The organism is Polynucleobacter sp. UB-Siik-W21, assembly GCF_018687415.1.
GTDB lineage: Bacteria > Pseudomonadota > Gammaproteobacteria > Burkholderiales > Burkholderiaceae > Polynucleobacter.
The window spans coordinates 1,210,755-1,236,000 of sequence record NZ_CP061289.1 but is presented as its reverse complement, the minus strand read 5'-3'; the positions used below and the strand labels follow the sequence as shown (position 1 = coordinate 1,236,000).

At 46.1% G+C, this 25,246-nt stretch carries 28 protein-coding genes; 12 read left to right on the top strand and 16 right to left on the bottom strand.

What is annotated here, in order from left to right; translation table 11 throughout:
- Positions 1 to 26 precede the first annotated feature (26 nt).
- Genes C2756_RS06480 through C2756_RS06465 form a run of 4 tightly spaced genes read left to right on the top strand, consistent with a single transcriptional unit; the run spans position 27 to position 3,369 of the window.
- Entirely contained in the window at positions 27 to 947 is a 921-nt protein-coding gene (locus C2756_RS06480; protein ID WP_251372003.1) for a branched-chain amino acid ABC transporter permease, read from the top strand.
- On the top strand, positions 940 to 1,914 hold the full coding sequence (locus tag C2756_RS06475) for a branched-chain amino acid ABC transporter permease (protein WP_215318135.1): 975 nt from the start codon (positions 940 to 942) through the stop codon (positions 1,912 to 1,914). Before C2756_RS06480 ends, C2756_RS06475 begins: the two co-directional genes overlap by 8 nt.
- Positions 1,907 to 2,662 carry an ABC transporter ATP-binding protein gene (locus C2756_RS06470; protein WP_215318128.1) on the top strand — a complete coding sequence of 252 codons (756 nt, stop codon included), beginning with the start codon at positions 1,907 to 1,909 and terminating at the stop codon, positions 2,660 to 2,662. Before C2756_RS06475 ends, C2756_RS06470 begins: the two co-directional genes overlap by 8 nt.
- Entirely contained in the window at positions 2,659 to 3,369 is a 711-nt protein-coding gene (locus C2756_RS06465; protein WP_215318127.1) for an ABC transporter ATP-binding protein, read from the top strand. The genes C2756_RS06470 and C2756_RS06465 overlap by 4 nt, the downstream gene beginning before the upstream one ends.
- A gap of 38 nt (positions 3,370 to 3,407) precedes the next feature.
- Here the strand turns inward: C2756_RS06465 and C2756_RS06460 are convergent, their stop codons facing one another.
- The gene (locus C2756_RS06460) at positions 3,408 to 3,962 is read right to left on the bottom strand and encodes a phasin family protein (protein ID WP_215318125.1); all 555 of its coding nucleotides are present in this window, start codon (positions 3,960 to 3,962) and stop codon (positions 3,408 to 3,410) included.
- 208 nt (positions 3,963 to 4,170) lie between these two features.
- Between C2756_RS06460 and C2756_RS06455 the strand changes: the two genes are divergently transcribed.
- Together C2756_RS06455 and C2756_RS06450 are read left to right on the top strand one after the other, a co-directional pair.
- Complete coding sequence (locus tag C2756_RS06455) at positions 4,171 to 5,058, top strand: DMT family transporter (RefSeq protein WP_215318123.1); 888 nt, start codon at positions 4,171 to 4,173, stop codon at positions 5,056 to 5,058.
- Between the two features lie 84 nt (positions 5,059 to 5,142).
- Positions 5,143 to 6,189 carry a serine hydrolase gene (locus tag C2756_RS06450; protein ID WP_251372002.1) on the top strand — a complete coding sequence of 349 codons (1,047 nt, stop codon included), beginning with the start codon at positions 5,143 to 5,145 and terminating at the stop codon, positions 6,187 to 6,189.
- A 10-nt stretch (positions 6,190 to 6,199) separates the two neighbouring features.
- Here C2756_RS06450 and C2756_RS06445 read toward each other — a convergent pair whose 3' ends face one another.
- From C2756_RS06445 to C2756_RS06385, 13 genes are all read right to left on the bottom strand, one after another.
- Positions 6,200 to 7,024 (bottom strand): IclR family transcriptional regulator, encoded by an 825-nt coding sequence (locus C2756_RS06445; protein ID WP_215294857.1) that lies wholly within the window; start codon positions 7,022 to 7,024, stop codon positions 6,200 to 6,202.
- Positions 7,025 to 7,134: 110 nt separating this feature from the next.
- Positions 7,135 to 8,169, bottom strand: a complete 1,035-nt coding sequence (locus tag C2756_RS06440) for a quinone-dependent dihydroorotate dehydrogenase (RefSeq protein WP_215318122.1) — start codon at positions 8,167 to 8,169, stop codon at positions 7,135 to 7,137.
- 9 nt (positions 8,170 to 8,178) lie between these two features.
- Entirely contained in the window at positions 8,179 to 8,925 is a 747-nt protein-coding gene (locus C2756_RS06435) for an arginyltransferase (RefSeq protein WP_215318121.1), read from the bottom strand.
- Positions 8,922 to 9,659 (bottom strand): leucyl/phenylalanyl-tRNA--protein transferase, encoded by a 738-nt coding sequence (gene aat / locus C2756_RS06430; RefSeq protein ID WP_215318119.1) that lies wholly within the window; start codon positions 9,657 to 9,659, stop codon positions 8,922 to 8,924. The genes C2756_RS06435 and aat overlap by 4 nt, the downstream gene beginning before the upstream one ends.
- Positions 9,660 to 9,668: 9 nt before the next feature.
- On the bottom strand, positions 9,669 to 10,223 hold the full coding sequence (locus tag C2756_RS06425) for an NUDIX hydrolase (protein ID WP_215318117.1): 555 nt from the start codon (positions 10,221 to 10,223) through the stop codon (positions 9,669 to 9,671).
- 9 nt (positions 10,224 to 10,232) lie between these two features.
- Entirely contained in the window at positions 10,233 to 12,056 is a 1,824-nt protein-coding gene (locus C2756_RS06420; protein WP_215318116.1) for a bifunctional chorismate-binding protein/class IV aminotransferase, read from the bottom strand.
- A 14-nt stretch (positions 12,057 to 12,070) separates the two neighbouring features.
- Positions 12,071 to 12,646 carry a peptidylprolyl isomerase gene (locus C2756_RS06415; RefSeq protein WP_215318115.1) on the bottom strand — a complete coding sequence of 192 codons (576 nt, stop codon included), beginning with the start codon at positions 12,644 to 12,646 and terminating at the stop codon, positions 12,071 to 12,073.
- A 72-nt stretch (positions 12,647 to 12,718) separates the two neighbouring features.
- Positions 12,719 to 13,348 carry a 2-hydroxychromene-2-carboxylate isomerase gene (locus tag C2756_RS06410; RefSeq protein ID WP_215318113.1) on the bottom strand — a complete coding sequence of 210 codons (630 nt, stop codon included), beginning with the start codon at positions 13,346 to 13,348 and terminating at the stop codon, positions 12,719 to 12,721.
- A gap of 21 nt (positions 13,349 to 13,369) precedes the next feature.
- Positions 13,370 to 14,683, bottom strand: a complete 1,314-nt coding sequence (locus tag C2756_RS06405) for a replication-associated recombination protein A (RefSeq protein ID WP_215294845.1) — start codon at positions 14,681 to 14,683, stop codon at positions 13,370 to 13,372.
- 4 nt (positions 14,684 to 14,687) lie between these two features.
- Complete coding sequence (locus C2756_RS06400) at positions 14,688 to 15,179, bottom strand: DUF3429 domain-containing protein (RefSeq protein WP_251369936.1); 492 nt, start codon at positions 15,177 to 15,179, stop codon at positions 14,688 to 14,690.
- Positions 15,180 to 15,233: 54 nt separating this feature from the next.
- Positions 15,234 to 16,088: a 3-hydroxybutyryl-CoA dehydrogenase gene (locus C2756_RS06395; RefSeq protein WP_215318112.1), complete on the bottom strand. Its 855-nt coding sequence runs from the start codon at positions 16,086 to 16,088 to the stop codon at positions 15,234 to 15,236.
- A 1-nt stretch (position 16,089) separates the two neighbouring features.
- Positions 16,090 to 16,830 carry a glutathione binding-like protein gene (locus C2756_RS06390; protein ID WP_215318110.1) on the bottom strand — a complete coding sequence of 247 codons (741 nt, stop codon included), beginning with the start codon at positions 16,828 to 16,830 and terminating at the stop codon, positions 16,090 to 16,092.
- A 17-nt stretch (positions 16,831 to 16,847) separates the two neighbouring features.
- A complete protein-coding gene (locus C2756_RS06385; protein WP_215318109.1) occupies positions 16,848 to 18,056 on the bottom strand; it encodes a pyridoxal phosphate-dependent aminotransferase in 1,209 nt (402 codons plus the stop codon).
- Positions 18,057 to 18,154: 98 nt separating this feature from the next.
- On the opposite strand from C2756_RS06385, the gene yaaA reads away from it, so the two are divergent.
- Together yaaA and C2756_RS06375 are read left to right on the top strand one after the other, a co-directional pair.
- Positions 18,155 to 18,931 carry a peroxide stress protein YaaA gene (gene yaaA / locus C2756_RS06380; protein WP_215318108.1) on the top strand — a complete coding sequence of 259 codons (777 nt, stop codon included), beginning with the start codon at positions 18,155 to 18,157 and terminating at the stop codon, positions 18,929 to 18,931.
- A complete protein-coding gene (locus tag C2756_RS06375; RefSeq protein WP_215294840.1) occupies positions 18,931 to 20,142 on the top strand; it encodes a DUF2863 family protein in 1,212 nt (403 codons plus the stop codon). The genes yaaA and C2756_RS06375 overlap by 1 nt, the downstream gene beginning before the upstream one ends.
- Positions 20,143 to 20,233: 91 nt before the next feature.
- Here C2756_RS06375 and C2756_RS06370 read toward each other — a convergent pair whose 3' ends face one another.
- Together C2756_RS06370 and C2756_RS06365 are read right to left on the bottom strand one after the other, a co-directional pair.
- Positions 20,234 to 20,608 (bottom strand): hypothetical protein, encoded by a 375-nt coding sequence (locus C2756_RS06370; RefSeq protein ID WP_215294839.1) that lies wholly within the window; start codon positions 20,606 to 20,608, stop codon positions 20,234 to 20,236.
- Between the two features lie 17 nt (positions 20,609 to 20,625).
- Positions 20,626 to 21,615, bottom strand: coding sequence for a malate dehydrogenase (locus tag C2756_RS06365; RefSeq protein WP_215294837.1), 990 nt, complete (start codon positions 21,613 to 21,615; stop codon positions 20,626 to 20,628).
- Positions 21,616 to 21,771: 156 nt separating this feature from the next.
- Between C2756_RS06365 and C2756_RS06360 the strand changes: the two genes are divergently transcribed.
- The 4 genes from C2756_RS06360 to sdhA all read left to right on the top strand — a co-directional run bounded on the left by C2756_RS06360 (position 21,772) and on the right by sdhA (position 25,233).
- Positions 21,772 to 22,509 (top strand): GntR family transcriptional regulator, encoded by a 738-nt coding sequence (locus C2756_RS06360; protein ID WP_215318106.1) that lies wholly within the window; start codon positions 21,772 to 21,774, stop codon positions 22,507 to 22,509.
- Positions 22,510 to 22,640: 131 nt separating this feature from the next.
- Positions 22,641 to 23,060, top strand: a complete 420-nt coding sequence (gene sdhC / locus C2756_RS06355) for a succinate dehydrogenase, cytochrome b556 subunit (RefSeq protein ID WP_215294833.1) — start codon at positions 22,641 to 22,643, stop codon at positions 23,058 to 23,060.
- A gap of 24 nt (positions 23,061 to 23,084) precedes the next feature.
- Positions 23,085 to 23,450 (top strand): succinate dehydrogenase, hydrophobic membrane anchor protein, encoded by a 366-nt coding sequence (gene sdhD / locus C2756_RS06350; protein ID WP_215318105.1) that lies wholly within the window; start codon positions 23,085 to 23,087, stop codon positions 23,448 to 23,450.
- A 4-nt stretch (positions 23,451 to 23,454) separates the two neighbouring features.
- Positions 23,455 to 25,233: a succinate dehydrogenase flavoprotein subunit gene (gene sdhA / locus C2756_RS06345; protein WP_215318103.1), complete on the top strand. Its 1,779-nt coding sequence runs from the start codon at positions 23,455 to 23,457 to the stop codon at positions 25,231 to 25,233.
- Positions 25,234 to 25,246: the final 13 nt, after the last annotated feature.

Genomic DNA, 25,246 nt, shown 5'->3' with positions numbered 1-25,246 from the left:
ACCCTTAAAAGGGGTGCAGGGTTGTAATGAATTCTGATTTTAATTTAAGGAATGCTTTTCTCATGTTAGAAAGCTTGCAATATATTTATGCGCCTCAGATAGTCAATGGACTGTCAATTGGTGTCGCTGTGATCTTGATGGCTTTGGGTTTGACGATTATTTTCGGCTTACTCGATGTCATTAATATGTCCCATGGTGAGTTTTATGCAGCTGGCGCATTTATCAGCGTAAGTCTGATGGCAATCGGTGTTTCATTTTGGCTATGTTTAGTAATCGTCCCGATACTCTTGGTGCCTATTGGTTTTGCCATGGAAAGACTGCTGATTCAAAAAGTATTTCATTACAAAGATCGCCACATTCTGACCCTACTGCTGACGTTTGGCGTCGCTATGGTTCTGGAGGATGGATACAAGATCATTTGGGGGGCAAACCCGATCAAGCCTAGTGCGCCAATATCAGGTGCAAGCGAATTATTGGGGGTGATGTTTCCAAACTATCGTCTATTTTTGATGGCATTTGGGGCGGTGCTTATTTTCTCCGTTTGGATGCTCATCTATAAAACTCAGATAGGTGCAATCGTGAGGGCAGCCGCCTATGACAAGGATATGAGCTCATCATTAGGTATACCTGTTATGCGAGTTTATGCACTGACATTTGCATTCGGAGTTGCTCTAGCAGGCTTGGCAGGTGTATTGCTTGCCCCAATTTACTCGGTATTTCCGACAATGGGCCGAGATTTCATCTTGTTGGCATTCAGTGTTGTGATTGTTGGTGGGCTTGGTAGTATTAAAGGTGCTGTGATTGCCGGTCTTTTGCTGACCCAATTGCAATCGCTTTCTTCCCTGTTTATATCACCTGTTTGGTCTGACCCATTGGTATTTACGGTGATGGTTTTGGTTTTAATGTTTAAGCCAAGTGGTTTATACGGAGGCATGAAAAATGCTTAATCCGCAAGCAAGGGCAATTCGTTGCATTGAGTGGCTTTTACTAACCTCATCCCTCATTTTGTTTGTAGTTGGCACCCTGTTAGGCGATACTTTTTTTCTCAGATTGGCAACAGAAGCATTAATTTTTGGTGGATTAGCAATGTCTGTGGACCTCTTGCTTGGAATCGTTGGATTGTTATCGCTTGGTCAAGCTCTCTATTTTGGTTTTGGCGCTTATTTATCTGCATTGGTTCTGAAAGAAATTTCTCCATCTTTCTCATTGGCAATTTGCGTTGTGATTTTGTGCTCTACTTTACTTGGGTGGATTGCTAGTTTCATTGCATTAAGGTCTAAGGGAGTCTACTTCGCCTTAATTACTTTTGGACTAGCTCAGGTAGCAGCCAAAGTGGTCTACAACACTCGAAGCCTTGGGGCCTCAGACGGCATGATGGGAGTGCCCATTTTAAGTATTTGGACTCCATTTGGATCTCTGGATGCCGCTGATCCAGGAACATTTTTTGTGATTACCTTTCTGACCATTGGCGCCCTCTATGTGATCTTGAAGTATTTCTTAACAACGCCAATGGGATCTCTTTGGCACGCTATTCATTCGAACGAGGATCGTTTGGCATACGTCGGTTATGAATCGAAAGGTCCAAAACAAGTTGCCTTTGTGTTGGCTACGGTGGTTGCTGCAGTCTCTGGTGCACTTTATCCAATGCTGAGGGGCTTCGTTTCTCCTGAATTGATGTTCTTTAGTGTTTCCGGAAATGCTGTAGTGACGGTTGTTCTAGGGGGTGTCGGTACTTTAATTGGCCCAATCATGGGCAGTGTTCTGCTCACTTCATTTAAGTCCGTTATCGGTACTTGGACTGCACATCATCACATCGTGATCGGATTCATCTTTGTTGTCATTGTGATTGCGGCACCCAAGGGGCTAGCCGGTCTATTCACAAAATATTTTGGCAAAAGGGGGTCTGATGAATAAGTCTGAAGCTATTCTTAAAGCCAACAATTTAAGTAAACGATTTGGAGGTCTTGTTGCTGTTGATAACATCAGTTTTGAAGTGGTGCCTTTTGGGGTTACTTCAATCATTGGCCCAAATGGTGCTGGTAAGAGCACCTTATTTAATCTGCTCAGTGGTACTTTTAGGCCAGATTCTGGCTCAGTACTTCTGAATGATCAAAACGTGACTGGCATGAATCCAGAAGAGAGATTATTTTCAGGCATGGCCAGATCTTTTCAGATCACCAATCTCTTTTTTGATCTCACAGTTATAGATAATCTACGCCTTGCTAGCCAAACATTGCATCCGCGATCCTATTTATATTTACCTTTGAGTAAATGCGAGCTTGCATTGGCAAGGGCCGATGAGTTGTTAGTAGAGTTTGGTTTACTAGATTCCCGTAATCAATTGGCGGGAGCTCTCTCGCATGGTCAACAAAGACGATTAGAAATTGCGGTAACGCTCGCTACTAGACCGAAACTGTTGCTATTAGATGAGCCTACTCAAGGGATGTCTCAAGGGGATACCCAAGAAACAGCTGAGCTTATCAAGCAATTGGGATCAAAAATTACCGTCCTCTTAATTGAACATGATGTTGATTTGGTGATGGATTTATCGAAGACGGTAATTGTGATGGCACAGGGGAAAAAATTAGCAGAAGGGAGCCCTCAGGAGGTTCGCTCTAATCCGCTTGTACAAGCCGCATACTTTGGTGAGGAGACAGCATGATTCTAAAAATGCATGATGTTCATGTCAGTCTTGGGTTGTCGCATGTCTTACAAGGAGTCAATCTTTCTATTCAACCCGGAGAGACTGTGGGCCTATTCGGAAGAAATGGCGTCGGTAAGACTACGATAGTGAAGACCATCGCTGGGTGGTATAAGCCTACATTGGGCGAGATCTACTTCGAAAATCAATCTATCAACAGTCTTCCGCCCAACGAAATTACTCGACTTGGTATTGGCTTGGTTCCTGAGGATCGTAGGATATTTCCTGGTTTAAGTGTGGAGGGTAATCTGCAGCTTGGACTCATGCAAGTTCCACCATCTGAACGACAGAAAGCTGAAGAGCGACTTGAATTAGTTTTAAAAAGATTTCCGCGATTAGGGGAGAGGCGATCTCAACCTGGGAATACTTTATCTGGTGGTGAGCAACAAATGCTAGCAATGGGAAGGGTACTAGTGGGTAATCCCAAATTATTACTGATTGATGAACCAACAGAGGGGCTGGCACCCATGATTGTTACTGAAATCTTTAGATTGATGGAGGAACTCAAAGCCCAAGGAGTTGCCATTCTGTTGATTGAGCAAAATATTCATAAGGCTATTCACTTGTGCAATAGACACTATGTTGTCGAGCGAGGAAAAGTAGTTTTGGAAGGTAATTCCCAGAAACCTGAAGATCGAGCAGAGTTGATGAAGCGTGTTAGTGTCTGATAAATTAAGAGGGCGTATTACAAGAGTGCAAACAGTAATTATTTTTTCTTCGATGTCTTACCAGCAGAGCTTACAGTTTTTGTTACGGTATCGGCAGCAGTATTGAGATTCGCTTGTGCAACATCAACAGCATGCTTTACCGCTTTATGACTAGTTTCAAAAACCTGATTTGCAGAAGCAATGGCTTGTTTGATTGTTTGAACGGCAGCATCAGAACCTGCGGGTGTATTTTTAGCCCACTCTTCAACTAAAGCATCCATTCTCTTTTGGCCAGCAGAAAATTCTTTTTCCGCAGACTTGGTGAAGTTATCTTGAGTTTCATGAGCTAACTTATATAAATGGTGACTATAAGAAATAATTTTTTCTGCGATCGGCTGAACGGTTTCAGCTTGATGGGCAAGCAGTTGCTGAATATCTTTTACTTCTAATGCTTTCTTGGCATTGTTCACGCTATCACTCAAGCTTTGTTTAGCAATGGCTAAATTGAGCTCAACTAATTTCTCGATACTTTGGAGGGCTTGATTTGTGAGGCCAGTCAAGGTTTCTAAATTGGCTTTTTGTGCCGCTGCGATTTGTTCTGGCGTTAAGTTCATCTTTGCCTCTTTCTTTGGGTGCACTCTTACTACTATGATCTTGCTGACCTGAAGGGTCAATAGCTGATTTTTGCTTAATTAAATGGCTTAAATAGTGAAAAGCATCATAACCCAAGGATTTAGCTTCCTTGAGAACCGCTGATGGCTTTTAGAAAAAGCCTAAAATCGTGGATTAGACAAAAATCTCAATATTTTCAGTAAGTTATCCATGAAGCTTGGTTTAGACAACGTCATTGCACCCATTTTTGTATTAATTTGGAGTACGGGGTTTGTGATTGCACGTTTGGCTATGCCTTATGTAGAGCCTGCCACCTTCCTATTTTGGCGCTTTGTGGGTGTGATTGCCGCAATGGCTGCTTTGAGCCTTGTGTGGCGCATCTCTTGGCCTAGCTGGTCGCAAATCAAGCATATCGCTATCGCAGGAATACTTTTACAGTTCGGCTATCTATTAGGCGTCTGGTTTGCAGTCCGCCTTGGAATGACTGCAGGTTTGGCGGCAATCATCGTTGGTCTGCAACCGATTTTGACCGCCTGGTTTGCTGCTTGGATTTCGGAGACGGTGACGCCACGCCAATGGATTGGTCTCTGCTTTGGTTTTGCAGGCGTTGCCTTGGTCGTGGCTGAAAAGATTGGCTTTGCCCATATCCCTTTGGCTAGCTATCTGCTAGCGTTTACAGCATTACTCTCGATCACCTTTGGAACTCTTTATCAGAAAAAATACTGCCCAGTATTTGATCTTCGCGCTGGGTCTTCTATTCAGTTTGGTGTTTCAGCCGTGCTATGTTTCTTTTGTATGTATTTCTTTGAAACAGGCGTCATGGTTTGGAATGCCTCTGTAGTGGGCGCTTTGTTATGGGCCATTTTTCCTGTATCGATTGGCTCCATTAGCTTGTTATTCATGATGATCCGTAAAGGGGCGGCAACCAAAGTCACGAGTTTGCTCTATCTAACCCCCCCGACAACTGCATTGATGGCGTGGCTCTTGTTTGATGAGCCATTCACACTCCTGATGGCTCTGGGCCTCTGTTTGACAATGACTGGCGTAGTGCTGGTGAATCAGCGTCAGGCGAACACGGTAGCGACTATTGCAGAGTAGGGGCTCAATAGGGGTAGATTGGGGGGTTAACCAAGATGGGGCGCAGAAATCCGACTCCCTTTTAGAAATTAATTATCATTCCGTATGTTGAAAGTTTTGGAAGGTATTTTTGGGATGCATTTATATCGTTTTTGGCTCTTTGTCTTAGCCTTGGTTTTCGGCTATGGGGCACTCGGTGTTGCGTCAGCTATTGCCGCCAGTAAAGACAAAGAAAAGCAAACTCAAGCCCAAACCAAAACTACTAAAGTGGTGGTGAAGTCTCCTAAGAGACCGAAGACTGTTCGCGTTACTGTGACGCGTTCTACTGCACCAGCAGTTGCTGGACCCCCTTCACTGGCTACCGCGCTAGGTTTGCGTGGTCAGCATGATGATCTCAGCCTGAAGTCCAGCGTAGCTATGGTAGTCAATCAAGATACCAAAGAGGTTTACTTCGAAAAGAATCCTACCGTGAGCTTGCCAATTGCATCCATCACGAAGTTGATGACCGCCATGGTGGTACTTGACTCCAAGTTGCCTCTTGATGAAACCCTGGTGATTAATGCAGATGATGTGCATATCTATCGCACTTCACGTCTAGCTGCAGGCACCGTTTTGACACGTCAAGAAGCCTTGTTGTTAGCGTTGATGTCCTCTGAAAACCGCGCTGCCTATACCTTGGGTAGAAATTACCCAGGTGGTATCACAGCCTTTGTGGATGCCATGAATCGGAAGTCTAGAGAACTGGGCATGGAGCATTCTTATTTTGCCGATCCCACAGGCTTACTTAGTGAGAACGTTGCGACTGCTGAAGATTTAACTCGCATGCTCAATGCAGCATATCAATATAAGTTAATTCGTGAATATTCCACTTGGCCAGATTTAACGATGGTGATTGCAAAGCGCCCACAAAAGTTCTTGAATACCAATCGATTAGTACGTTCTGGGGACATGGATATTGGTTTGCAAAAAACAGGTTTCATAAATGCCGCTGGAAAATGTTTAGTGATGCAAGCGCGAGTGAACAACACCCCGCTATTATTGGTGTTCCTCGATTCTGTAGGAACACAATCCCGTTTTGCTGATGCAGTGCGTGTGCGTGACTGGTATGAGCGCATGCCTTCTGGCACGCAACCCATTCGTCGCTTAATGTAAGTTGAGTTGACTAGGCAGATGAGCCTGGCTCGGCAGACTTAGGCTTAAAGCCCATGCCCTTGGAGATTTGTAGAGCAGTGTCTTGTAATGATCTGAGCCAATCTGCTTGAATACGATCGGTTGGGGCGCTGAGTGATAAACCGGCAACCAATTTACCAGTGTCATCCAGAATGGCGGCAGCAAGACAGCTCACGCCAAGCTCTAATTCTTCATCATCCCTTGCACTACCCACTCTGCGAACGTGATTGAGTTCGGACTCGAGTTTAGCTAAATCCGTAATGCTGTTGCGAGTGTGACCTGAGAGACCCGTGCGAGTGACGTAGGCCCGTACTTGATTGGCGTCATCACTGGCTAGGAATAGTTTGCCAACAGAGGTGAGATGGAGAGGGGCGCGTCCACCAATGGCACGAACCACCTGCATGCCTGAACGCTCGCTGTAGGCACGATCAATATAAACAATCTCATCGCCTTGGCGAACCGAGAGATTGACTGTTTCGCCAGTGAGTTTGTGTAGGGTGCGCATCGGTACTTGAGCGGCTTCACGAACCGATAATCTTGCTTTCACTAGATTGCCCAGCTCCAAGAGCTTTAAGCCAAGGCGATAGGTGCCACCATCGCCACGCTCAACCAATCGGCAGGCGACCATGTCATTTAAGATGCGGTGGGCTGTGGAGGGGTGTAAGCCCGTTTCCGCAGCCAAGTTTTTAAGGCTGCTAGATTCTTCATGAACCGCTAGGGCATCGAGCAAATTCATCATGCGCTCCACCACCTGGATCGCTGTTTTAGCAACTTCCCCGGTATTTTTAGAGGTTTTGACAGTTTTACTTGTGCTCATAGGAATGATTGTAGCGATTTCATGCCATATTGCATATTATGAAATGAGATTATATGAAGGATCAAGGCGATAACCCCTAGATGGGGTAGCCATCATTCATCTAAGACTGCTTAGTGGTTTCTTAAAGCTTTAGCGCACTCATTGACGAGGTCCGGGCCACGATAAATCAAGCCGCTATAGACCTGAACCAAACTAGCCCCAGCAGCTATCTTTTCCTTAGCATCGGCACCACTCAAAATGCCGCCAACGCCAATGATGGGCACTTGATTGCCCAGTCTTGCCTTGAGTGCTTTGATGACGATGTTGGATGCCATGCGAACTGGTGCACCGGATAAGCCACCGATTTCTTGACCATGCTCCATCCCTTGCACAGCATCGCGAGCAATGGTGGTGTTGGTAGCAATAACGGCATCTATACCAAACTCCATTAAGAGGTCAGCAATGAGATTGATATCGCCATGATCCAGATCGGGTGCGATTTTCAGAAAGAGTGGCTTACGCACACCAAAGCGATCACTCAAGCGCTTGCGAGCCTCATCCAGGCTGCCAAGTAAGGCGCGTAACATTTCTTCGCCTTGCAGGGCACGCAGATTTTGCGTGTTTGGCGAAGAGATATTCACGGTGATGTAGGTAGCAATTTCATAAACGGCATCCATCGCTAATACGTAGTCGCTAGCTGCATCTTCAATCGGTGTAATGGCATTCTTGCCAATGTTCAAACCTAAAACGCCACCGCTTTGCCAAAAGCGTGAGCGACGAACTCTTGCTACGCAAGCCTCAACACCATCATTGTTAAAGCCCATACGATTAATAATGGCCTGAGCTTGCGTCAAGCGAAACATGCGCGGTTTTGGATTTCCTGGCTGAGGGCGGGGAGTCACTGTGCCGATCTCCAGAAAACCAAAACCTAGGGCAGCGAGTGCATCAATATGCTTGCCATCTTTATCTAAGCCTGCAGCAAGTCCCACTGGATTGGGAAAGGTAATACCGCACAATGTACGTGGATCTGCAAGCGGTTGAGTTAGAAACTTTTCTAGCAGACCCCAGCGTTGAGCACGGTCTAAATTCGTCAGCGTGAGATTGTGGGCTTGTTCTGGGTCAAGGCAAAAGAGCCAGGGGCGCAAGAATGAATAGCGATCGATCATGAATAGATATTATGAACCAGTCAGGGCTTGCCAATGATCGTCAATTAAGCCTTCCATGGGTTGGTACTTCGCCTTATAGGACATCTTCTCACTATCGTGAATGTAGTAGCCAAGATAAAGATAAGGTAGGTTGAGTATCCGAGCCTGTTCGATTTGCCACAGAATGCTGTAATTACCAAAGCTAGCAGAGCTATCGGCAGTATCGTAGAAGGTATATACCGAGGAGATGCCTTGTTCCAAGATGTCAATCATGCTCACCATGCGCAGACGTCCGGGGTGTGGATCGTGAGGGCCATCTCTAAATTCAACGATACGAGAGTTGACTCGACTTTGCAATAAAAATTGCATGTATTGATCTTGGTCATCGTTATCCATATCACCACCAGCATGACGTTCATTTTGATAGCGTTGATAGAGTTGGTAATGTTCTTCTTGATAGCCTAAGTTCAAAACAAACGCTTGTAGATCTGCATGCTTTTTCCAGGCGCGTCGTTGACTGCGTGTTGGCGTAAATGGATTCACTAAGATACGGGTGGCAATACAGGCTTTGCATTCATCGCAATAAGGGCGATAGGTGTATAAGCCGCTGCGACGAAAGCCTGCATTTAATAGTTCGTTATAGACGTCTGCATGAATCAGGTGTGAGGGCGTGGCTACTTGGGAACGCGCAGTTTTATTAGGCAGATAGCTGCATGGATAAGGTGCAGTTGCATAAAACTGGAGGGCGGTGAGGGGGAGTTCTTTGAGCCGGGTCATAGCCAGTGGGTTAGGATGTTTTTATCAAAGGTCCAGGGTTTATCAATATTAGTTTGATTTAAAGATATTTGCAGTTGTCCCAAGAATACAGCCCTGGATATTGGCGCAGCCCCCAAAGAGCTTAGGTGGGTGGTTTCTTGTTGGCAGTCAATCATGGCTACTTCATTTTGGATGCACCAAGCGCTTAAGGCAGCCAATGCTATTTTAGAGGCGTTGGGTTTACGACTAAACATCGACTCGCCAAATACCATGCCACCTAAAGCTACGCAATACAAGCCGCCAACCAACTCACCTTGTTCGACTAGGGCAATGCTATGGGCATGACCTTGCTCATGAATGGTGGTGTATGCATCCATGATTTCATGGGTGATCCAAGTGCCATCCTGGTCTTTTCGAGAGCTAGTGGCACAGGCCCGAATCACAGCACCAAAATCGGCATCCACCAATAATTGACTATGCGTGTCCCGACAAAATAGGCGAATACTTTTTCTTAATGATTCGCTGCACTTGAAATGGCCAGGCTTTAAAACCATCCGCGGATCAGGCGACCACCATAAGACGGGTTGCTCATTGGAGTACCAAGGAAAAATACCGAGTTGATAAGCTTGCAGTAATTGATCTGGATAAATACGCTCACTCACTGCAATGAGCCCTGGAACGCTCGGGTCAGGATCTGGCGTTAGTAGCGGGTTTGGAAAGGAGTTGTGTGGTCCTAGCCAAGTAATTTGACTCATGTGGCGTAATCAAATTCTCTCTGAAGGCAACACATCACGACTGCGCACATGAAACTCACCATTCAATATGCCAGCAGCGCGATCAGCAAAAAACCACTCTAAGGTTTGTTTGACTGTTGGAAAGGCTAACTCACTCCACGGAATTTCATGTTCATGAAAGAGTGCTACTTCAAGGCTTTCTTCGCCAGCAGAAAATTCTGGTGAAGTCATGGTGGCAAGATAAAATAAATGGACTTGTTCGGCATGTGGCACATTGAGTAAAGAATACAGTGGGCCCACTTCAACCACAGCGCCAGCCTCTTCAAGTGTCTCTCTGATGGCGCCATGGCTCGTACTTTCGCCTAATTCCATAAAGCCAGCGGGAAGGGTCCAGTAGCCATGGCGTGGTTCAATCGCACGACGGCATAGCAATACTTGCTTGCCATAAACCGGAATACTGCCCACGACATTTCTGGGGTTCTGATAATGTATGCTCCCGCAGGCTTCGCATACATGACGCTCACGAGAATCATCCGCCGGAATTTTGACTGTCAGGTTCGCAGCGCAGTTGGAACAATACTTCATGCAGACTTTCTAAAAGTGGGCCTTGAGAGTGCCTCGCAAGGCATTGCTAAGCATAATCTCATCAGCCATTGAAACATCTTTAATAGTCAGGTTGGCTTCACGGGCATTAATTTGGGGATCGTCTAGCAGGGCGGCACGCATCACACCGGGCAATAGTCCCGCAGATACTGGAGGAGTGAGCCACTCTGAATGATCTTTGGGTTTAATAAAAATGCTCGTTCTGCCACCTTCAGTAACAAAGCCCTGTTCATTTATAAATAAGGCATCAAAGCCACCGAGTTTGACTGCCGTTTGCCAAGCAGCATCGTAAAGAATGCGATGGCTGATCTTGTGACGTAATAAGGCATCCCCAGAGAACATGGTGCATTCTGAGGAAAGAATATCTTGAGCCCAGAAAATTTTGACTGGCACTTCTAGCGCATCAAGCGCAGCAGAAGTGATAGAGAGTGCGCCATTGGCAGCGAGATCGAGTCGTAATCTCAAAAGAGAATGTTGATCAAGGGATGCACAGGCATTTAAAACAGTTTCTGTTGTATTGCCTCTCTTGAAGGGAATGCCCAAAGCAGAAGCTGAGGCTTGCATACGATCTAAATGTTGCTCTAATCGTTTTGGCTTACCCTGTTCTACAGCAATCGTTTCAAATAATCCCGTAGCGCTTGGAAGATTCATTAAGAAAGCAGACTTGATACGGCATTCTTGCCATTCTTGTTGAGCTTCAGAATCAATCGTGATGCCCGCGCCCACTCCCAAAGTAAAAGTAGCGGCATGAGATAGATGATCCTCTTCAATCTCTACAGTTCTAATAGGCACGCTAAACGCAAAGTCACCACTAGGATCTAGCCAGCCTAAGGCGCCACAGTAATAACCACGATCTTCGGGCTCAAGCTCTTGAATAATTTCCATGCTGCGTTTTTTAGGTGCGCCTGTGACTGATCCACACGGAAAGATGGCATGCAATATATCGCTCAGCCCGATAGCGGGCTTTACTTGACCTTGCACAGTAGAGGTCATCTGCAATACATCGCCGTGCCTTGCTACTGCAAATAAGTTGGGAACTGTCACTGTGTTTGGTAGAGAGAGGCGACTGAGATCATTGCGCAAGAGATCAACAATCATCACATTCTCTGCCTGATTTTTAGGATCATCTGACAAAGCACTAGCAGCTTGCGATAGTGCGCTTGCAGTCCCTTTCATGGGCATCGCTTTGAGTATGTCACCTTTGCGCTCAATAAAGAGCTCAGGTGACTGTGACAAAAGGTAATGTGAGCCTTGTTCAATATAGGCACCAAATCTCCCAGGCTGGCGCTCACGTAAGCAACTGTAGAGCGCTAGCGGTGCCCCATAAGTTTTCCCGGTAATGCGGTAGGTATGATTAATTTGATAGGTATCGCCATCACGGATGTATTCCTGAATCTTGGCAAGATCCGTAGAAAATTGTTTTTCAGTGATGGATTCCTGAATATCTAAGACTCCAGCCATTCTTGCAGACTCTTGCAGCTGACTTAATTTTTGAGAAATGACTTGATCAATATGCTCTTTAGACAGTTTTTTGAAATCTTGAAAAGACCAAGCTTCAATCAGGGGGTGAGGGTCACCCGTAGTCTTTCGATAGGGTAATTTGTGGATCAGCCTGCCCATCTCATAAGCAAAGGCAGCAACCACATACTCTCCTTTGCTAAGTGCATGGGATATTTCACTTAAACAATTTTCAATAGCCTTGTGATCATCGGCTTGATTCTCACTAGGGAATACGCACCAATATTGCGATGCAGCCTCATAAAACCGACTAGTGGGATTAGTCGCCGTGCTTTGCGCATCATCGAGCAAAATCATGGCGACTGGTTTGTTTATTTCAGAATGGTGGCAGATTCAATCATGACTGTTTTGGTCGGGACATCAGCCATTCTGCCCATGCGTGGTGCAGGCGCAACCATGGTTGGCACTTTACGAATGGCATCAATAGTTTGTGTTCCAGAAATCACTTTGCCAAAGACGGTGTAACCGTTACCCATCGCATTCGGGAAGTTGAGGCTTTCATTATCTTTCACATTAATGAAAAACTGTGCAGTAGCAGAATCCGGATCTGAAGTGCGAGCCATAGCAATGGTGTAAGTATTATTTTTCAGACCATTATTTGCCTCTGATACTACTGGCGCATCGGTTGGCTTTTGCACAAGGTCAGGAGTAAAGCCGCCACCTTGAATCATGAAGCTATCAATGACTCGATGAAAAATGGTACCGTTATAAAAACCACTCTTCACATAATTTAAAAAGTTAGCAGTAGTCTTAGGCGCCTTGGCATCGTCCAGTTCCACCACAAAATTTCCTAGCGTAGTTTTAAATTCAACCTTTGGCCCAGCAATTGCCGCTTGACTTGCAAAACAACTGGCGATGAGAATGAGACTAGCAAATAATTGACGCATATTGACTCCTTAATTCGTTCAGATTGATAAAGCTGATTGTATTGTGCAATCAAATGCTACAGCGGGATTGCACTAGGAAAGCAAGCCATTAGGGATGGTTCCAGCATAGGCGTAAGAGGCTTCCTCAAACATGCCGGGTCTTTTCAGGTAGTCAAGTACCCAGTCAATCGTATCAACACCCCAAAAACAATGTTGATTCACAACTAAGACAGGAACTCCAAAGGCGCCATCTGCTTTTGCTTGTAGACCATTGCTCATTAATTGCGCTTTGATTTCAGGGCTGTTGGGTTTTTCAGTATCTGCTGGTAAGCCTAGGTAAAGGCAAAATTCCGACCAAGAAAGGTTGGGATCTTTGCCTTCAATCCAAACATAATCAAATGCCCGCTCTACCATCTGCCAATCGGCTTGCTTTTGTAAAAGTAGGCGCTGCGGTGCCACAGTCAGAAAAGGGTGGTGCTCTGGAAAGCGCAAAGGAATGCCGAGTCGCTCCGCTTGCCAGATACAAAACTGATATGTGTGAGGTCGCTTAGCAGCAACTTCTCCCGGACCTATGTTCTCAGTTGCTCTTAGTAGGCCGCCAAGTAAAACGGGTACTGGGGTGATATTGAGCTGATCCTCGAGACGATGCCGTTGTTTGACATACAAATAGGCAAATGGAGAAATAATGTCATAGTAAAAAGTTGCGGGGATCTTAGTGCTCATTTGTGTCTTCGCTCTCGAGAGTTACTTCTTTTGATGCTCAGCATCGAGTTGACGTAAAAAAGCCATCTTTTCTTTAATTTGACTTTCCAAGCCACGCTCAACCGGTTCATACCAATGGGGTTGTGTCATGCCTTCGGGCAAGTAGGATTCACCGGCAGCATAGCCATGTGGCTCATCATGCGCATAGCGGTACTCTTTACCATGGCCGAGTTCTTTCATCAGCTTGGTGGGTGCGTTGCGTAAATGATTGGGCACAGATTTGGATTGGTCATTAGCAACGTAGGCGCGCGCAGCATTAAATGCTTTATAGCTTGCATTACTTTTAGAGGCTACCGCCAAATACACCACAGCTTGGCCTAGGGCGAGTTCACCCTCTGGCGATCCTAGTCTTTCAAAGGTGAGAGCGGCATCATTGGCTAGTTGCATCGCACGAGGATCAGCCAAGCCAATATCTTCCCAAGCCATACGAATAATGCGCCGCGCTAAATACCGTGGATCAGCACCACCATCGAGCATACGGCAGAACCAATATAGCGCAGCATCAGGGTCGGAGCCTCTGACAGATTTATGCAGAGCAGAGATCTGGTCGTAAAACTGATCACCACCCTTATCAAAGCGACGCGCTTGCATAGTCAAGGCGTTTTCAATAAAGACTTGATCAACAAGCTTCACATCGGAATCTGGTGTCAGCACGGCATTGCGGACTTGCTCGACTAAGTTGAGGAGGCGACGGGCATCGCCATCGGCGTTATGAATGAGTGCATCAATTGCTGTGGCATCAAACTCAATATCAGGCATTGCATGTTGATGTGCGCGCTCAAATAGTTTCTTAAGCTCATCAGCACTTAAGGATTGCAGAACATAAACCTGCGCTCTAGAGAGCAGTGCTGAGTTCACTTCAAAGGAGGGGTTCTCGGTAGTGGCGCCAATGAAGGTGAATAAACCAGATTCAACATGAGGCAAAAGCGCATCTTGTTGGCTCTTATTAAAGCGATGAATCTCATCGACGAACAGAATCGTTTGCTTGCCGTATTGCGCCATACTGTGTTGAGCTTGCTCAATTGCTTCACGAATCTCCTTCACGCCAGCCAATACAGCGGAGATAGCAATGAACTCACGGTCAAATGCTTTTGCAGATAAACGGGCCAGCGTTGTTTTACCAACACCAGGCGGCCCCCATAGAATCATGGAGTGAGGTTTACCAGAGGCAAAGGCTAAGTTAAGTGGTTTGCCCGCAGTTAATAAATGAGTCTGTCCAATGACCTCATCAATCGATTTTGGACGGAGTGCTTCCGCTAAAGGAGGAGGTGGCGTGCTATCAAAAAGACCGCTCATTCCATTAGGCTTGGATGAAAAGAATCACAATAGCTGCCCAAGTTAGGCAAGCAGCAGCAACATACGTTAAGCGATTGCGCATCGCCATGAACGCCATACGAGCTGCTTCATCTGAAAAATAGTAGTTGTAAGTATTCTGATCGATATTACGTTGAATGACCAAGGTTGATGCCATGATCAATAAGCCAACCGGAATATAAATATGCAAGGCTACCCAAGCTACTAATGCAGGGATCACACCCCAAACCCAAGCGTTGCGGTCTATCCAGCGGTCACCAGAAGGCGCCTTGCCTAAGGTATGCAAACTAGCGCCCCAATGTAATGCACCCATAAAGGAAGTAATGACTGCGCCATAGCCTGCCAGCGACTCTGCACTCAAATAATTCAAAGGAGTTGGAGCCAGCTGTACTAATAGTGCTAGACCCACAAAAGGAATCAAGCCCGCGTAGCCAAGTTTGAGTACGAGCGGTGGAATAGGATTGGCAGAAGGGTTCACGGGAGTTTGCTTAGGCTAAGAGAAATGAAGATATGAAAAATAAATCAATCAAAATTATTGATCGTAGGTGTAAACGCCGCGACCGGTTTTGCGACCAAGATAACCAGCGGCAACCATCTCACGTAGTAGTGGGCAAGGGCGATATTTAGAATCACTAAAGTTTTCAAAATACACCTCCATGACTGCGAGGCAAGTATCCAAACCAATTAAGTCTGCTAAAGCCAGTGGGCCTATCGGTTGATTGCAGCCCAGTTTCATACCGGCATCTATGTCTTCAGGACTCGCTAAACCCTCTGACAGCACGAAGAACGCCTCGTTAATCATTGGCAATAAGATGCGATTGACGACAAAGCCGGGTGAGTTCTTGACGGTTATTGGCTCTTTGCCAATGCGTTTTGCCATTTCAATAACGGCGGCATGAGTTTGGTCGCTAGTTTGCAGACCACGAATTACCTCAACTAACGCCATCAAAGGTGGCGGGTTAAAGAAGTGCATGCCGATAAAGCGTGTTGGGTTGGAATCTAAGGCTGCCAGCTTAGTGATAGAGAGCGATGAAGTATTGGTGGCAATGATGGTGTCCTTGCTCACTATCTCGTCGACTTGCTTGAGAATTTTTTCTTTAATCGCTTGATTCTCAGTAGCAGCTTCAATCACAAGACTAAGACCTTTGAGGTCAGCGTAAGAGGTGCTACCTTGAATCCGTTTGACTGCAGCCACTTTGGCATCTGCAGTCAGCATTTCTTTTTTAATGAGCCGATCTAAACTTTTGCTGATGTGATCTAGGCCACGTTGAACAGCAGCATCATTGATGTCTACCATGACGACCTTTAGACCAGCAACAGCGCAAACTTGCGCAATGCCATTGCCCATGGTCCCTGCACCAATTACACCAACCGACTGAATCTTCATCTTATTTCCTTCTTTGATACTGGGTTGATCCAAAGAGCTGCTCTCTCGCCTTGTCATCATGCAAAGGTTTGCGTAATGCGGTGAGTACTTCACACCCGCGCTGTACAGCAGGCCGTTTACCAATCATCTCAAACCAGCGTTTGAAATTGGGGTAATCGTTGATCTCGATCCCCTGATTTTTCCAATTGCGTGTCCAGGGGTAAATTGCCATATCAGCGATTGAATACGTTTTACCGGCAATATAGGGATTATCTTTCAGTTGAGTATCTAGCACCCCATAAAGACGCTTTGCCTCATTGGTATAGCGATTGATGGCATATTCAATTTTCTCAGGGGCATACAAGCGAAAGTGGTGGTTTTGGCCAAGCATAGGGCCTAGACCACCCATCTGGAACATGAGCCATTGCAAGACATCGTATTTGCCACGAATGGTCTTAGGTAAGAACTTGCCAGTCTTACTGGCTAGGTAAAGCAAGATGGCGCCGGACTCAAAGATGCTGATGGGCTTGCCATCTGGACCGTAGGGATCAACTAATGCAGGGATCTTATTGTTAGGGCTGATTTTTAAAAAATCAGGGGTAAATTGATCGCCAGCGCCAATATCAATTGGGTGCGCAATCCAATCACGACCTAAGCGATAGCCACATTCCTCTAGCATGATGTGCACTTTATGGCCATTGGGAGTTGGCCAACTGTATACATCAATTACCTTTTTTGCGGCGTTTGATTTCTTGATTGTCATGGATCTTCCCTTGATTTTTATAAGGCTTGTAAACGTTCTAAGGCAGTAGATAAGGTTTGCTCTTGCTTAGCAAAGCAAAAACGAATCACGCCTGACTCCGTAGGCTGTTCATAAAATGCTGAAACTGGAATGGCAGCAACACCAACTTCAGTAGTTAACCATTTGCAAAATTCAGCTTCTGGTAATTTAGCTTCAGGAATATTCAGCGCCGTGTAATCAACGCATTGAAAGTAAGTCCCCGGTGTTGGTAGTAACTTGAATTTTGTTTTCTCTAGTCCTGCTTTGAAAAAATCTCGCTTGGCTTGATAAAAAGTAGGGAGGTTCAAGTAGTGCGATGCCTCGGAGAGGTATGAAGCTAAACCGTATTGCATGGGTGTGTTCACAGTGAAGACATTGAACTGATGAACCTTGCGAAACTCTGCTGTCAGTGGGGCGGGTGCTGCGACATAGCCTACCTTCCAACCAGTGACGTGATAGGTTTTACCAAAACTGGAGATTAAAAAACTTCGTGCAGTTAATTCAGGATGGGAGGCAACACTATGATGGTGAGCGCCATCGTAGACCATGTGTTCATAGACTTCATCACTCAAGACAAGAGTTGAGGTGTTCTGTAACAAGCTTGCTAGACGATCTAAATCAGCCTTCTGCCACACCATGCCAGTGGGGTTATGCGGCGAATTGATCATCAGCAGTCGAGTCTGAGGATTGATTGCTTTTTGCAGTGCATCCCATGGGATGTTGTATGAAGCAACCTGTCCATTAGCATCACGTACTGCCTCTAGAGAAACCGCAATCGTTTTGCCACCGGCTAATTCAATCGAAGGCCTATAGCTATCGTAAGCAGGCTCGATGATGACAACTTCATCACCAGGGCTCACGCAAGCCAGAATGCTTGTCAGAATTCCTTGTGTGCCACCAGCAGTGATAGTGATTTCAGATTCAACATCATATTGATGGCCATATAAGTTTTGAATCTTCTGTTGAATACCATTGCGTAAATCGGGAATCCCAATCATGGGTGGATATTGATTGTGATCAGCCAGCATCGCTCCATTCACTTTGGCAATTAAATTGCGATCGCAGGGAAAGTCCGGAAAGCCTTGACCTAAATTAATAGCCTGATGTTTGGTGGCAAGCGCAGACATCACCGTAAAAATCGTTGTACCGACATTCGGAAGTCGGCTTGGAAACGATGGGGTGGAAGGGGTAATGTCTTGCGAGCTCATAAAGTCAATAGAGAGTGGTTAGATGATCGCGAAAGCGCTTTTGTGCGCATAAATCCGGTAATCGCTAGAATGGAAGAAATACATATACAAATTGTGCCATGTTGATCGTACTTTCTCCCGCTAAATCCTTAGATTACAAGACCCCTGTCAAGGTCAAGGCGCCCACCTTGCCTGAGTTTGTCTCAGAATCTGCTAAGTTGATTGCCGAACTCCAGAAGTTAGCCCCTCAGGACGTCGCCAAACTGATGGGTTTGTCTGACCAACTGGCTACCTTAAATGTGGGGCGCTATCGAGATTGGTCTAAAAAATTCACGGCTGAAAATAGCAAGCCAGCGATCTATGCATTCGATGGCGATGTTTATGATGGTTTTGATGTCAAAACGCTGAGCGCCAAGGCGGTCGATTTTGCCCAAGACCACATTCGTATTTTGTCTGGCTTGTATGGCGCCTTAAGGCCGCTTGACTTGATGCAAGCCTACCGCCTGGAAATGGGCACCGCTTTTAAGAACGCCAGGGGAAAAGATCTATATGCCTTTTGGGGCAGCAGGGTGACAGATTCCCTAAAGCAGATTTTGGATCAGCAAAAGAAGCCCGTTTTACTGAACTTGGCTTCTGAAGAGTACTTCAAGGTCTTGCAGCCCAAAGAGTTGGGTTGCCAGGTGATAGCCCCCGTCTTTCAGGATGGCAAAGACGGTAAGTACAAGATTATTTCTTTTTATGCGAAGCGTGCTCGCGGCTTAATGGCTAGGTATGTGGTGGAGAATCGTATTACCGATCCGGCAGATTTAAAAGGTTTCAATTTGGATGGTTATAAATACTATGCTGCAGAATCTAAGCTAGATAAACCCATTTTTAGACGGGCAGAGAAAAAATAATGGCCGTACATCGCACTAAACCTTCTCAACGCAGTTCCCCAGAAGTAGAAAAGCTGGTGGCCGATGCTATCTCTCTAGCCGCTTCAGGTAGTCAGATTGAAGATCGTTTTTGGGAGGAGCGCTTGAATGTGCGCTTGATGCGTTTGCTTAAAAGTCAAAACCAAAATGTGATTGATGCCGCCTTGGATCAAACCTTTCGTATCAATACCGTAGCGTTTGAAGTCCTAGCGGATATCGCTGAAACGCTTGCTGAGTCCCTCAAGATGGAGCACGAAGGCCAGGAGTGGGATGTGTTGTTATTGGCTATGCCCATCGTAGCGCATACCCGCTATCAAATTCCTTCGGGTCCTTTGCCATCGAGCATTATTGAAGCGACTGCTGGCGCATTAAATGCCTCAATCGCTGCTACCGATACGCGTTTAGCGATTGTTCCTTGGCTCTACAGCATTGATCAAATGCCGCATTCTCATTGCCAAACACGTGTGTTAACTGAAGCATTGGCAACTGCGGCCATCTCTGGCAAGGATGTCAAACTCGAGTTGCGCGATATGTCGGAGACGATTGCAGTTCTGGCTGATCCGCGTTTCATTATTGCTGCACTGAGTGCACCTAGCGGATCACCCATTTTTAAATGGCAAGAAGAATCGCCGGCAAGACAGGAGCGTGGTGTCAGTCTCATTGGGTGGCAAAACGCTATGCAAGAGCCACTCGCAGCAATGCTGCCTGGATGTGAGTTTGAGCTCTTGTTACCGGAGGCCTACTTTACTAACTGCCGTTTGGCAGATAAACATGTGCGGCCATTAAGCATTCGTGCTGGTGTTAACTTCCTCGAAAGCACGCTAGGCATCTTGCCTGCTGGCTTATCTTGCGTGGTTGGTGCCTTTGGTGAAGAGCAGGCCGATGAATACCGCATCTCCTTTAGCGTCAAGGGTTCCTCCGAAATTATGTATGGTGTGATTTGGCCTTTATATGATCGTGAGAGCGTGGCGAGTGATGCCTTAAATGATTTATCGGATGACGAGAGCCCGATTAAAAAAATCTGTGATGCCTTGCATGACGCAGGAGTAGAAGATGTATTTCGTCATGCGATGCTATTTGACCCAGAGCTCTGCGACGATTGCGGCGCGCCTCTTTTTCCAGATCGATCTGGTGAGGCCGTGCATGCAGAAATGCCGGAAGATACGCCAACACAGCAACCACTCTTTCATTAAGTGGTTACAACAAACTCGAAGATATCAACCGAGTAATAAAAAAGAAAAAAGCCGAGGATCTCTCGGCTTTTTTCTTTGATGCTATTAAAACTTAGTTCTGAACAAAAGGCTCTGCACCAGCAAACAAATGGGGCAATTTGCCAGATTTCATTTCAGCTGTTTGGCAGAAATCAGCTAAGCGATTACCCGTCTTGATATTAAATAACATGGCTTTATTGCCAAGCACTACCAGGTCATGCCCAGTGTCAGTGTTCTTGTAACGCAAGCTACCTGGCAATGAGGTTTGACGATTCAAGTCGTAAGTCTTGGCTTCCCAAGTCAGACGAACTTTCTCGAGAGTGCCAGTTGTTTTGAACTGCTTACTCTCGCTGCAAGTCCACGTAAATACTTCTTCACTAGCGCTCACATTTGTAACGCCAATGAGGGCGGCAAATACAAAGCTTAAGGACAGAAGAGATTTGTTCATGTATTTTCCTAAGAGGATTAAGAAAGCAAGTGCTTAACGCCTGCTTGCTCTTCAAGCAATTCATTTAAGGTGTGATTCATGCGCTCGCGTGAGAACTCATCGATCTCTAAACCTTCGACCATTTTGTACTCGCCGTTTTCACATGTCACTGGGAAACCATAAATCACTTCAGCTGGGATACCGTATTCGCCTTTAGAAGCAATTCCCATGGTGACCCATTTGCCATTGGTTCCGAGCACCCAATCATGAACGTGGTCAATTGCCGCATTGGCTGCGGAAGCTGCAGAAGAGAGACCGCGTGCATCAATAATCGCCGCACCACGCTTACCCACAGTAGGAATAAAGACATCTTTATTCCATGCTGCATCGTTGATTGAATCTTTCACTGACTTGCCGTCAACCGTTGCAAAGCGATAGTCAGGGTACATGGTTGGGCTGTGATTACCCCAAACGACTAACTTCTCAATGCCAGCAACGGGTTTATTTAATTTAGTAGCCAATTGCGAGAGCGCGCGGTTGTGATCAAGGCGCAACATCGCGGTAAAGTTTTTCGCAGGAATATCTGGTGCAGATTTCATGGCGATGTAAGCGTTCGTGTTTGCTGGGTTGCCAACCACCAATACCTTGACAGTCTTTTTGGCAACTGCATTGAGTGCTTTACCTTGGGCAGTGAAGATCTGTGCGTTAGCGGAGAGCAGATCTTTGCGCTCCATGCCGGGACCACGGGGACGTGCGCCAACCAATAGGGCGACATCAATCTCTTTAAATGCGGTCAAGGGGTCAGAGTGAGCGGTAACGCCAGCCAAGAGTGGGAATGCACAATCTTCGAGCTCCATGATCACGCCACCCAATGCTTTTTGCGCTTTTTCGTCTGGAATTTCGAGTAATTGCAGAATGACGGGCTGATCCTTGCCCAAAAGGTCGCCATTGGCGATGCGGAATAAAAGGGAATATCCGATTTGACCGGCTGCACCGGTTACGGCGACACGCATTGGGGCTTTTGCCATTACTAATAACTCCAGAGGATGGTTAAGAGGTTAATTAAGGAAACTTTTCTATTATCCATTCAAGTGTAGGAACTTTCGCTTTACACTGTCAAAGATGTCTTATACAAGACTAGAATTACACTTAATTTTATCCAATTGCTTTCCGCTGGAGCCGATTTGTCAGAAGTAAATTTGCCGATTGCCTCTTTTAGCCCTCTGTACGAACAGATTAAGGCAATGATTTTGGCTAGCTTGCAAGCCTCTGAGTGGCTGCCAGGGGAGGCTATTCCCAGTGAAATGGAGTTAGCGGCTCGCTATGCCGTTAGTCAGGGCACGGTTCGCAAGGCGATAGATGAGCTGGCTGCACAAAATTTATTGGTGCGACGCCAGGGTAAGGGCACCTATGTAGCCACCCACCAAGAAGACGATTGGCAATACCGATTCTTACGCTTGGCACCTGATTCTGGTGAGAAATTTCATCTCACTAGCCGATTCTTGGTTTGCCAGCAGACTAAGGCAAGCGCCTACGTCGCCAGTTTGCTGAAATTAAAGGCAGGTGACACCGTCATTTACATTGATCGTGTTCAGAGTTTTGCTGGGCAAGCCATTGTTTATGAAGAGATTTGGCTGCCTGGAGCGCGCTTTAAAGATTTAAATCTGGATACTCTGAATGAATGGCATGGGCCAGTTTACGCTCTATATGAGAGCCAGTACGCTACTCACATGGTGCGCGCTGAGGAAAAAATCAAAGCAATTGCGGCCGATGAGACTCTGGCTAAGCACCTCCAATTGGCAGTAGGCGCCCCATTGCTTTCGGTAGAGCGGGTGGCGTTCACATATGGCAGTAAACCAGTAGAAATTCGACACGCAAGATACGACACCGCTGAGCAACATTACGAAAACAAATTGAACTGAACTTATCCGTAAAACCCCCTTTAAACCCCTATAAACCCTTAAAAACTCCCAATAGCCTCAAGGTTTCCAATAGAATATGTTGCGACACAACAAAATCAAACTGAACCTCCACCTAAAGATAGAGATTACCCATGGTTGAAGCACAGCAAAATGTAAAAAAAGATCGACAGGTTTATCGCAATATTGGTCTGGCCCAGTTGATTAAATATCGCCTGCCTTGGGCCGGAAAAGTCTCCATCCTTCACCGTATTAGTGGGGCAGCCTTATTCCTCTTGTTGCCATTCATTTTGTACCTCTTCGACCAAAGTCTGGCTTCTGAGGTGAGCTATCAGAAATTTCAAGCCTTCACCAGCAACATCTTGGTAAAAATCATTTGCCTCGGTTTGATCTGGTCTTTCTTACATCATTTCTGTGCTGGTATTCGCTACCTCTTGCTCGATTTAGAAATCGGCGTAGAGAAGTCTGAGTCCAATCGTTCCGCCATCATCGTGTTGGTGCTTGGTATCGCTCTCACTGCTGTAGTGGGTCTCAAATTGTTTGACTTGTACTAAGCGCTCATTATTTAAGGAAATTTCATGCCTATTTATCAAATTGGACCAAAGCGCTTAGTAGTTGGTGCTCATTACGGACTTAAAGAATGGATCATCCAACGCGTTACTGCGATTGTGATGGTGGTATTTACGGTTGTCTTGCTAGTCGACTACTGCGTAACTGGTAGTGCTAGCTACGAGGGTTGGGCTGGTCTGTTTAGTAATCAGTTCATGAAGTTGCTGACTTTTTTGGCTTTCTTTGGCTTGTTCTATCACGCTTGGATTGGCGTGCGTGACATCTGGATGGATTACATCAAGCCCGTCAGTATTCGTTTGACACTGCAAGTGTTAACCGTTCTATATCTCGTAGCCTGTGCGGCTTATGCCGTTCAAATTTTGTGGAAAGTGTAATTCGATGACTGCGATTCAAAAATCATTGCCACGCCGCCGTTTTGATGCGGTCATTATTGGGGCGGGTGGCTCGGGTATGCGTGCTTCATTACAGTTAGCGGAAGCCGGCCTCAATGTGGCGGTATTAACTAAAGTCTTCCCAACCCGTTCACATACAGTAGCTGCGCAAGGTGGTATTGGTGCTTCATTGGGTAACATGAGTGAAGACAATTGGCACTATCACTTTTATGACACCATCAAAGGATCTGACTGGTTAGGTGACCAGGACGTGATCGAGTTCATGTGTCGTGAAGCGCCAAAAGTGGTTTATGAGTTAGAGCATTTCGGTATGCCTTTCGATCGCAATCCAGATGGCACGATTTATCAGCGTCCATTTGGCGGTCACACCGCAAACTACGGCGAGAAACCAGTACAACGTGCTTGTGCTGCCGCTGACCGCACTGGTCACGCCATGTTGCATACCTTGTATCAACGTAACGTCCGCGCTAAAACGAACTTCTTCGTAGAGTGGTTAGCGCTCGACTTGATCCGTGATGACGAGGGTGATGTGGTTGGTGTTACTGCCCTTGAAATGGAAACAGGTCAGGTATACATCTTGGAAGCCAAGATTGTGATGTTGGCTACTGGTGGTGCAGGTCGTATTTGGGATGCATCGACTAATGCCTTTATTAATACCGGTGACGGTATGGGACTTGCAGCTCGCGCAGGTATTCCATTGGAAGATATGGAGTTCTGGCAATTCCACCCAACTGGTGTAGCTGGGGCAGGTGTGTTGTTAACTGAAGGTTGCCGCGGTGAAGGTGGCATCTTGCGTAATAAAGATGGCGAGCGTTTCATGGAACGTTATGCGCCAACCTATAAGGATTTGGCTCCACGCGATTTCGTATCGCGGTGTATGGATCAAGAAATCAAAGAGGGGCGCGGTTGCGGTCCTAACGGTGACTATGTTGTGCTGGATTTGACGCACATTGGTGCCGAGACCATCATGAAGCGTTTACCTTCGGTTTATGAAATCGGTATGAACTTCGCAAACGTTGACGTCACTAAAGAGCCAATCCCTGTTGTGCCAACGATTCATTACCAGATGGGTGGCATTCCAACCAATATCAATGGTCAAGTGGTTGTTCCAGCAAATGGCAAACACAATGAAGTCGTTCATGGTTTGTATGCCATTGGTGAGTGCTCATGCGTTTCTGTGCACGGCGCAAACCGCTTAGGTACTAATTCATTACTCGACCTCTTGGTATTCGGTCGTGCAGCAGGTAACCACATCGTTGGTTTGAATCTTAAGAATCGTGAGTTCAAGAAATTACCTGCGAATGCGGGTCAGCAAACCTTGGAGCGTATTGCGAAGTTGGATAACTCTCATTCTGGCGAGTATGCACAAGATGTCGCTAACGATATTCGTAAAACGATGCAGAAATACGCCGGTGTATTCCGTAACCAAGAGTTAATGGATGAAGGAGTTCGTCAAATGGCGAAACTCACCGAGCGTGCAAAGAACTTGTGGGTTAAAGATAAGTCTGAGATTTTTAATACCGCCCGTATTGAAGCTTTGGAAGTGGCTAACTTGGTTGAGACAGCAAACGCAACCATGATTTCTGCGGCAGCTCGCAAAGAAAGTCGTGGCGCACACTCGCATGACGATCACCAGCATCGCGATGATGACAACTGGATGAAACACACTCTTTGGTATAGCGAAGGCAATCGTTTGGACTACAAGCCAGTCCAATTGAAACCATTGACTGTTGATTCAGTTCCTCCAAAAGAACGTACTTTCTAAGTAAGAGAGATAG